This is a genomic window from Leptolyngbya sp. ST-U4, from assembly GCF_039962215.1.
Classification (GTDB): domain Bacteria; phylum Cyanobacteriota; class Cyanobacteriia; order Elainellales; family Elainellaceae; genus Leptolyngbya_A.
The window spans coordinates 1-9,068 of record NZ_JAMPKZ010000070.1 but is presented as its reverse complement, the minus strand read 5'-3'; the positions used below and the strand labels follow the sequence as shown (position 1 = coordinate 9,068).

The 9,068-nt window shown below is 51.1% G+C and carries 6 protein-coding genes and 2 pseudogenes; 5 read left to right on the top strand and 3 right to left on the bottom strand.

Translation table 11 applies throughout. From position 1 onward, the window contains the following. The 5 genes and pseudogenes from NDA02_RS27675 to NDA02_RS27655 all read left to right on the top strand — a co-directional run. Positions 1 to 149, top strand: a pseudogene (locus NDA02_RS27675) (IS5/IS1182 family transposase); the annotation flags it as partial. 114 nt (positions 150 to 263) lie between these two features. Then, on the top strand, positions 264 to 803 hold the full coding sequence (locus tag NDA02_RS27670) for a hypothetical protein (RefSeq protein WP_199296537.1): 540 nt from the start codon (positions 264 to 266) through the stop codon (positions 801 to 803). Positions 804 to 937: 134 nt separating this feature from the next. Further along, positions 938 to 1,894 (top strand): NAD(P)/FAD-dependent oxidoreductase, encoded by a 957-nt coding sequence (locus NDA02_RS27665; RefSeq protein ID WP_190791876.1) that lies wholly within the window; start codon positions 938 to 940, stop codon positions 1,892 to 1,894. 173 nt (positions 1,895 to 2,067) lie between these two features. Then, entirely contained in the window at positions 2,068 to 2,793 is a 726-nt protein-coding gene (locus NDA02_RS27660) for an alpha/beta hydrolase (protein ID WP_242067318.1), read from the top strand. A 247-nt stretch (positions 2,794 to 3,040) separates the two neighbouring features. Beyond that, a complete protein-coding gene (locus NDA02_RS27655; RefSeq protein WP_190791878.1) occupies positions 3,041 to 3,190 on the top strand; it encodes a hypothetical protein in 150 nt (49 codons plus the stop codon). A gap of 177 nt (positions 3,191 to 3,367) precedes the next feature. Here NDA02_RS27655 and NDA02_RS27650 read toward each other — a convergent pair whose 3' ends face one another. The 3 genes and pseudogenes from NDA02_RS27650 to NDA02_RS27640 form a co-directional block, all read right to left on the bottom strand. Next, positions 3,368 to 7,351, bottom strand: a complete 3,984-nt coding sequence (locus NDA02_RS27650; protein WP_190791879.1) for a multicopper oxidase domain-containing protein — start codon at positions 7,349 to 7,351, stop codon at positions 3,368 to 3,370. Positions 7,352 to 7,656: 305 nt separating this feature from the next. Then, positions 7,657 to 8,355, bottom strand: a complete 699-nt coding sequence (locus NDA02_RS27645) for a transposase (protein WP_348256276.1) — start codon at positions 8,353 to 8,355, stop codon at positions 7,657 to 7,659. Positions 8,356 to 8,962: 607 nt separating this feature from the next. Further along, a pseudogene (locus NDA02_RS27640) lies at positions 8,963 to 9,068 on the bottom strand (IS630 family transposase); the annotation flags it as partial.

Here is a 9,068-nt window from a genome sequence, read left to right as displayed (position 1 = left end):
AATCGCGAGTGGTCTGTGAAAATGCGTTTGCTGGAGTCAAGCGTTACAATGCGGTGAGCGCTATCTATCGCAATCGAAAAGCGGAGTTTGATGATCACCTTATGCTAACCGCAGCAGGATTATGGAACTTCTACCTGACTGCGGCATAGGAAGAACTTGAAAGGTCGCATTGGCTAGCTCTGTTCTTATTTCCCGACAACTCTAGTAGCAGCGGCTGGAATACATTCAAGAAAAATCCTGTTGAGTTTGCTGGCTTTACACTTGTGTTTTTCTTGATTAATGTTGCGAGCGCCAAAGTTAGCCAGTTCGTTACTCTGGAGGGGTTCATCAACCTCTTCATTTCTGCTCCTTTAAATGCAGGATTTTTAATCGTGGCATTTAAACTTTTGAAAAATCGCGCTACAACGTTTGGTGATTTTTTCAGGGGTTTCAATAACTACCTGCCGCTTCTCCTGGTCAGTCTCGTTTCTAGCGTAGTGATTGGTATTGGGTTATTACTGCTTCTCGTTCCTGGTATTTACCTCGCAGCTGCTTACATCTTTGCACTCCCCTTAGTCCTCGAAAAGAAGATGAACTTTTGGGTTGGAATGGAGTTTAGCCGCAAGCTGATTTCCAAGAATTGGTTCTCTTTCCTTGGTTTTGCTTTTGCGTTGGTACTACTAAACTTAGCAGGTGTTTTACTGCTGGGTGGGGGTCTACTAGTGACGATTCCGATCAGTGCTTGTGCGATCGCTGCCGCCTATGCAGACATTGTGGGTTTGACACCTAGCAGTTCTGATTTTGGAAGCGGGGTTAGTGCCTGAGTGCCTCTTCTGGCAAATCTGCTTGAAGAAGGCGAATAGTTTTTGACCAGTCGCCTTCTTTATCTGCGCCACTTAATGGCAGGTCTCAACTTTCTCTGACTGCCAACTCACTGCCAACAACAGGAGAACAAGCTATGAATGTTAACTTACAGACTAATGTTTTTGATGTCATCATCGTCGGTGGCGGTCCAGCCGGTTTGACTGCTGCCCTGATGCTCGGACGAGCCTGCAAACGGGTCTTGGTTTGCGATGCTGGCAAGCCACGCAATCAAGTTGCTCATGCTGCCCATGGTTTCTTTTCTAGAGATGGAATTTCACCTGCGGAACTGCTGCAAATTGGACGAGAGCAATTACGTCCTTATGATGGGGTTGAAATTCAGATGGGTGAAGTGGTCGATGCTCAGAAAATGGGCGATCGCTTTCAAGTGACTCTGAGCGATGGCAATCAGTTTGTCGGTCGCAAACTGCTGTTGGCCACGGGTATGAAAGATTCACTTCCGGCAATTGATGGATTCGCAGAACTTTGGGGTAGCAGCATTTTCCACTGTCCTTACTGCCATGGTTGGGAAGTGCGAGATCAACCTTTAGCAATCTATGGCAAGGGAGAGGTAGCACTTGAAATGACATTTATGCTAACCGGCTGGAGCCGCGATTTAGTGCTCTGTTCAAATGGTCCTGCCGAATTAACCCATGAGCAACGACAGCAGTTAGCAAATTGGGAGGTTCAGCTACGCGAAGAAAAAATTGCTCGGCTCGAATATCAAGACGACAAACTGACAGGGATCGTCTTTACAAACAATGAGGTGCTGCCCCGTCGCGGTATATTGCTGCGCCCTCCGTCCTATCAGCACAGCCATCTAGCCACAAAGTTAGGCTGTAACCTTGGCAGCGACGGCATTGTACAAGTGGATGAGAGTAAGCAAACCTCAATTCCTGGACTCTATGCGGTGGGCGATGTGTCTAGTCCTTATTCACAGATCGCCGTAGCCGTCGCGAGTGGGACGCTCGCTGCTGTTTCCATCAATCACACTTTGACTGAAGAGAACCTAGTTCATCTCAGCTTATCTCAGTGTTTAACGCAGAGAACTTGAGTGTTCTGAATTGGGTTCTCGTTGAACAATGGGACCAACAGACAGGCACTAAGCCGTCTTTCGATAGTGAGAAAACGAACATGAACGTGCCCCCCCTTAGAAGCGGCATCCGCTTACTTTTAATCGCCGGACTCTTTTTAGGAACCACTCTAATCACTTCTTTAGGAACTGTCATGAACACCACAAGCGCACAACACATCAAACCCACCATCATTCTCGTTCACGGTGCATTCGCCGAGTCGTCTAGCTGGAATGGCGTCTTAACCCAACTTCATGAGCAAGGTTACCCGACGGTTGCCATAGCCAATCCCCTACGCGGTGTGAAAAGCGATGCGGACTATGTTGCTAGCGTTCTCAAGAGCATTGAGGGTCCCACAGTGCTAGTCGGCCACTCCTATGGAGGTGCTGTCATCACTAACGTGGTCGGCAACGAGAATGTGAAGGCGCTCGTCTATGTTGCGGCTTTCGCCCCGGATGCCGGTGAGACTGCCGTCGAACTCTCAGGGCGTTACTCCGGCGGCACGCTCGGGCCAACACTGGCACCACCGGTTGCCACACCGGATGGTGGTAAAGATCTTTATATCCAGCAAGACAAGTTCCACGCCCAGTTTGCAGCAGATGTGCCGGCCGCAGCCGCGCAGCTGATGGCTAGCACCCAGCGACCCATTACAGAAGCTGCTCTTAACGAAGCCTCGGGTACACCTGCCTGGCAGTCCATCCCGTCCTGGTTCATTTATGGCGATCGCGACTTAAATATTCCGGCAGCAGCCCTTTCGTTCATGGCGAAGCGCGCCAACTCGAAGGAAACGGTTGTTGTGAGTGGTGCATCGCATGTAGTGATGGTTTCTCATCCAGATGCCGTTGCCGAGATTATCGAACATGCTGCGGTCGCGCGATAAAGGGATTGGAAGAGGATACGTGCAAAATTCTGTAATATACGTCTGAAAGCTTTGCCTTAACTTGATTTCACCTTTTCTCGATTTTCGTGATTCCAGCACTAAAATCTTACGGAGGAATGAACATTTGAAGGCAATTTTGCAGGTTTTTACATGTATCCTATCGGAACCCTTTTAAAGGCTTGATTAGAGGAACTTTGAGCAGACGGGGAGGAAAAGTTGTCTTAGAATTATCAGGTAGAGATAAGTGATGTTATCTCTATCTAAAACCAACCTAACTGGACGATCGACTATGGATGACTCCCCCACTGACCCTGTTCTCCCAATCGTGATCGTCCCCCTTGAAGGTGGCAAGAAGGAAGAACTCCGGCGATTGGAACCACCCGACTTACGCCATTAGCAGATCGAGGAGTTCCTGCGGCAGATGGGGAAGGCGGAGAATACCCAGCGTGTCTATCAAGGACAACTGGTACGGTTTACCGCGTGGTGCGACAAGTCCGAGCTAACTGCCAGAACCGAATCGCTAAATCTGCGTAAGAGTCCGATTACCGATTTAATTCAAGAAGGAACAAAATGTTCATTGGTGATCCGGAAACGTGATATTGAAAAGCGATAGCAGGTAAGGGGTGCGTGCAATTCGCAAAATGCCCCATAGCCCTTGAGCAACTGCCCACTTCAGCACACCGCTTCGATACATATAGTCTCCGGCTCGGTTGGCGGTTTCTAGCTCATAGGTGCGAACTGTGCCACAGGAAAGGGCTGCTTCTGATGCAACGCGAGGGCTTCCTTCACCCATGTAACGCCATTCGCGCCAGGTATGCCCATGAATTGTGAAGCTATGGTTGCGGGGGCGATCGGCAGCACAAATCAAATGGAAGTGAACGGCTCTGCGACGTGGCACAATCCAAACGGGCGTAGCGGGATTTGCTAGATTGACTCGCGTGGCATCCAGCAGGGGTTCAACCCGATAATTAAACCCTTTGTTGCCCTGGTCTTCTGTGTCTTCTGCGTTGTCCACCAGTACATCGGGATCGCCTGCACGGGAGAAATCCTCTGGCTTATCGGGAAAGGGAGCATCGCGATCGCCATCCACAAATAACCGCAATCCATCCTGGAGCAACAGCACAACCTCTTCGTAGCGATCGCCATACTGTCCCCGAATCGTTGCTCGCGCTCCATGCCAGGCGGTAGGACTAAACAGCGGTGCAGTTGGTTTGCCCGGAGGCACAAAGCGCGGAGTTGCGCTGGGCGGCTCAACAATCAGAGCGCCAATCAATCCATGACGGCGGTGATTTCGCACATCTGCCATATCTTGCAGCAAGACGGCGCCGACCTGATCCGCATACCAGAGATACGTGTAGCGTTGACCCGGTGATATGCTTTGAATCGGATTCTTGCCCACATTTGCGCCATCGTGCTGCTGCACATCGTAGCGAAGTAGATCCGCATGCAGGGAAACCTGATTGGAAACACGGCGATCGTCCACATCTGCGAGCACACCGGGCGAAAAAGGCTCAGGCCTTAAACTGGCTGGCAAGCGATTATGCAGCTCGATTTCGACCCATTCCCCGGCACGACAGCGTAGGACGAGTGGTTCGGGTTGAGCAGAGGCAGAGACCGGTTGCCATTCGGTTGCTCCGGGGGTGGCAATCGCATCGAGACGATAGATCAGACCGAACGGATCAACCAGATTGGAATCACGATAGGTTAGCGATCGGGCTTCGGCAACGACCTTGAAGCGGCGTCGCAGCCGAGGTTCTGGCGGTGTGGGCAGCGGGGGATCCGTGATCGGAGCGATAGGAGTGAGTTTTTGTCCCACTTCATCGAGTTGCGCTGGATCATAACTGCGAATCAATCCCCAGCAGCCAACCCAGAGATCATCGGCCCCGGCAAATTTCCACAGATAGTCGCCTGCGCCATAGGACTCCTGCACCTTGAAGGTAAAGGCTTCTGAGATGCCCAGCGTTTGCTGATTGACCAGCAGCGATCGCGAATCGTTACGGAAACGTCGCCAGCGCATTCCGTGAACCTGGAAGCTGTGCTGTTCTTCGTGTGACCCCTGCACTAATCGAATCCAGATTGGCTCGTTGGGCAGAGTATGGAAAATGGACGTATCGGGTTCTTTTACCTTCAGGGAATGGAACCAGTAGGCAGGCTCATCCTGACGCTCTCGCAGCGGAGTCGACCGATAGTTAACTGCCATCACGCCATTGTCATCGTGGCTGCCCGGTTGGTCGGGTGGCTCGATCGGTTGTCCCTTGCGATCGAACATGGGAATCCAATCAGCGACGCTGATGCAAAATTCACGGAATTCCTGCACGCCGTCGATCGGTTGTGGCAGTTTAATCACCGCCTGTTGTCCACTCAGGATTGGCTGGCTGGAATCAAATGGGTTGTGGAAGGTTGCGCCTTCGGGTTCGACGATTAATGCCCCGAATAAACCGTGTTTTTGGCGATAGTTAGCAAACAGATGATCGTGAAAGAAGATTGTGCCAAACTCCTCGTCTGCCCACCAGCGATACACCATTTTTTTACCCAGGCGAGGTGCGCTCAGATAGTTCCAGCCCGTGCTGGCGCCATCACCACAAATTGGGTCAAACTTCACCATATGCACGTGCAGCCCGCATTCTCCTTCCCACGGCAGTTTGTCACAAGGGGGAAATGCCGGATCGAATGGAGTTTCCTCGATGCAATCGGGCAGTTGATTGTGCAGCGTTAGTTCCAGCACATCCTGCTGGCGACAGCGGAAAAACAGCGGTTCTTTCGCTCGATCGCGCTCATCCGGATCGCCCTCGGCTTTCAGGTAATACAAATGCCCATCCGGGTCATACCAACCGTCGTCGTTGTAGTCAATCCGTCGCTTGACGACGCCAATTTCATGATTCGGCTGCGGCAGTTCACGCGGATAGGGAAAGCGACCAAACAGTTCACCGGGACGCGGATCGGCATTAAACGCATTGCGCTCCAGAACAGTGGCTTCCTCATAGTCAAGCTCGGCTGGCATCGTTGCAAAGTCTCCCGGATAAGGCGGTCTGGGTGACTTCTGACCGACAGTTCCTGGGATAAACAAAGGGAAACCAGGGCGATCGGGGGTCGGCGTGGGCGGCGGTTCGCGATCGGGTAAAACGGCTAATTTCGCGATCGGTATGCCGTCGGGATAGCGTCCAATGCGGCGACCCTGATAGCGACCATCCTCGTCGGTTAAACAGTCTCCGTCCATGCCGTCCTGACGGGTATCAAAGGTACGAAAGATGCCCCACATTCCCATGTGGAAGTGCGGATACAGATGGCAATGCCAGATCACATCGCCGGGAACGCCCTGACGATTGCCTGCGCCCCATAGCGGAACGATCGTGTGTCCAGTTTGCGGGCTGATGCTGATTGCATCGATTAGGGGCGTTTGCGGATTGTGGGGAACCACGTGCCACGCATACAAGTGCAGGTGAAACACATGGGTTTCTTTCACGCCCGCATGAACCAGCCGAATTCGCACCGGATCACCGAGATATGCCCGCAGAATGGGAGTTGCAGGATCGCCAAACATCCATGAGCTGTGGTGCTGCTCTTCGTTCAGAACGGGGGCATTCAGCGTTCCCTCACGGCGTTTCTGCCAGATAATGCGCTCCCGGCTGATCATCGGCTCTGCGCGGTAGCTAATTGGCATCAGCGATCCAGAATGAGCATCGACACCGTGCCCGCCATGTCCAACCTGTCCATTCTCGCCATGATCATCAGATTGGCAGGGATTCTTTTCCAGCTTGCCATGCGGCGGCACAAACTCTGGCTCGTCGTGAAAGAAGATGACATACTCGCGGAAAGAAGCGTTGTCATCGGCATATTTCGAGGGCTGAGAAAAGCGATCGCCTGTCTTGGGAAAGGATTTCTTTGGGGATTGCGACAGCTCTGCTCGCGATCGCAAATGCACATCTGCATACAGCCCGTCTTCTAAAAGACCGTCCATGCCCACTTCTGGATCGCTCCACCAAGCGTTCTCAGGTTCGACAATCAGCGCCCCAAACAAACCATGGGCATTCGTGCCGTCTTGATTACCAGAGAAATTCCCGGCGTCGTGAAAGGGAAATACACCTTCGTGTTTGCAGTGCCAGATGTATTTGCGGGTTTCGCCTGTGGCAACCAGACTGGAAGCATTTCGCCCCACCTGTGCGCCATCGCTGGTTTGAATGTCGTAGCCGTCTCCGACCAGATGCAATCCGATCGAGCGATCGCGAATTTCGTTCTCTAGCTGCACCTCGACAACGTCACCTTTACAGGCTCTCAGCACCAGTGGACGCACCAGCGGATGAGGCTGTTTTGCTTCTTCGGGTGTTTGGGGCAGTTCGATGCCAAGCTGCTGAGCACGGGCGCGAGCTTCTGCGATGAGTTGAGCCTCTGCAACCGGACCTTGCATTAATTGCTTAATATATTTCAGGATGGGTAAATTCTGCTTCAGCGTAAACATCAAACCATTGTGATTATGATCGCCATACTTGTTGAAATATATTGTTATCTCGATCGCCACAACCTGATAGCAACGGGAGCCAGAGTCAGTCAGCGGCAGCATAGTAATTTCCCCGCGAGACAATAGAAATATCTGTGAATAATTGAATCGTCACAATCTTGAATCAATAATTCCAGTACACACACGGGTACTTTATTCGGTTATGTCGCAAAAATTGGTTAATGGTAAGGTAGGCAAGCCCAACTCTGTCGACGTTTCTGGTGTTTGATCATCGAGTTACTGAAAATGGGACAGTTGAACGTTTCCTACGATCGGTAAGTGAAAATTAAACTGTCTCCTACAAACTCTGGAGTGTAAAACAAATCCTCCGATACTGTTGGCGAACCTCGATGAGGATCACACCTCCCTTAATCCGGCACTAGAGCCGCCAAACGAGAAACTCGAGTTTTTGCTCTTGGTACTCCAGTCAACCAGTTGATCAAGCGCTCAAAGTTCATTGCAGCAGCGATCGCAGTATTTTGCAAATGGGTCTTGGTTAGTCCTCGATATCGAGTTTGCCTTAATCCAAACGCTCGAACTCCTTGAGAGAGCGTTCCTTCAATCCCAGCCCGACGCTGATAGCGTTGCTTTCCCTCAGCACTGACCTGAGTCGCTCGGGCGTTCTTAAGCGCTTCATACTGTGCTTGTGGCATCAGCAGTACACTGCGTGCAGCAGGCAGTTTTGCTCGAGTACATTGAGAGCGAGCAGCACAAGGACCACAGTCCAACGTAGAAAACCTGGCTTTGAAAACAGGATGCCCATCCTGCCCTATCAAAGGGGACCAGGAAATGGACTGCTTCCCTTGCGGACAAGTGACATGCTGCTGTTCCCAGTCCACCGTAAACTGCGTAAAGTCAAAGGCATCTACGGTTTTGGTTTGCCAAGTGACGTTAGGACGAGTCGGTCCCACAATCGTAATGCCTTGTGCTTGAGCCTCTACAAGCAGATGAGCATCAACATAAGCTGAATCGACATAGTGCTCGCTGGGCGGCAATTCTTTATCAATCAATGCTTGGTGAATCTCTTGAGTACAGTTAGCTTCATGCACAGTGGCAGGAGTAGTCATCACATGGGTGATCAAATGGCAATCGTCATCCTCACAGGTCTCGCTCCAATGCACCATGTACCCAATCCAGCTCACTCCATAGCGACTGCGATAGCGAGCCTCGGTGTCATAGGGAGATTCAATGCCCTCAGTTGCCTTCGCTAATTCTCGCTTTGGCTTAAAGCGCACCTGCTTAAATCCCGTCTTATCATCGATGAGCACTTCATAATGTCGTTGCCAAACGAGTTGCAGTGCAATAATGCTTGAGAGTTGTTGCCATTCAATCGGCAAATTGGATGTTTCTAGATGTTCTAAAAGATGGTAAATATCGTCTCCTATCGTTTGTGCATAACTCTCCCTCTCCGTGTTGCTTCGAGGTAATCGAGTTTGTTCAATTCGACTACCATAGCGCTTGTACCAAGGCTCTAAAGCAATTTCTTGTAACCATTCAGGAACAAGTGTTGCGAGTTCATTCAGAACGGCTCGAAACGTTTCTGCAACGAGCTCTAAGTGATTCAACTCCCGAATCGAAGCTAAAACGCGAGTTGAATCAGTACGCTGTTTCCCTCGAGCTTTCACCAAGCCCAAAACGCGGCAGTGTTCCAAGAGCCGGTCCAATAATATAGCTTTACGGATACACGTTCGAACAATGGTTGAAGGCAGCATCGACACAATCGCGAAAGCTATCAAATTCATCCCAGCGTTGACGCATCCAATTCTTGAGCACGAACCAC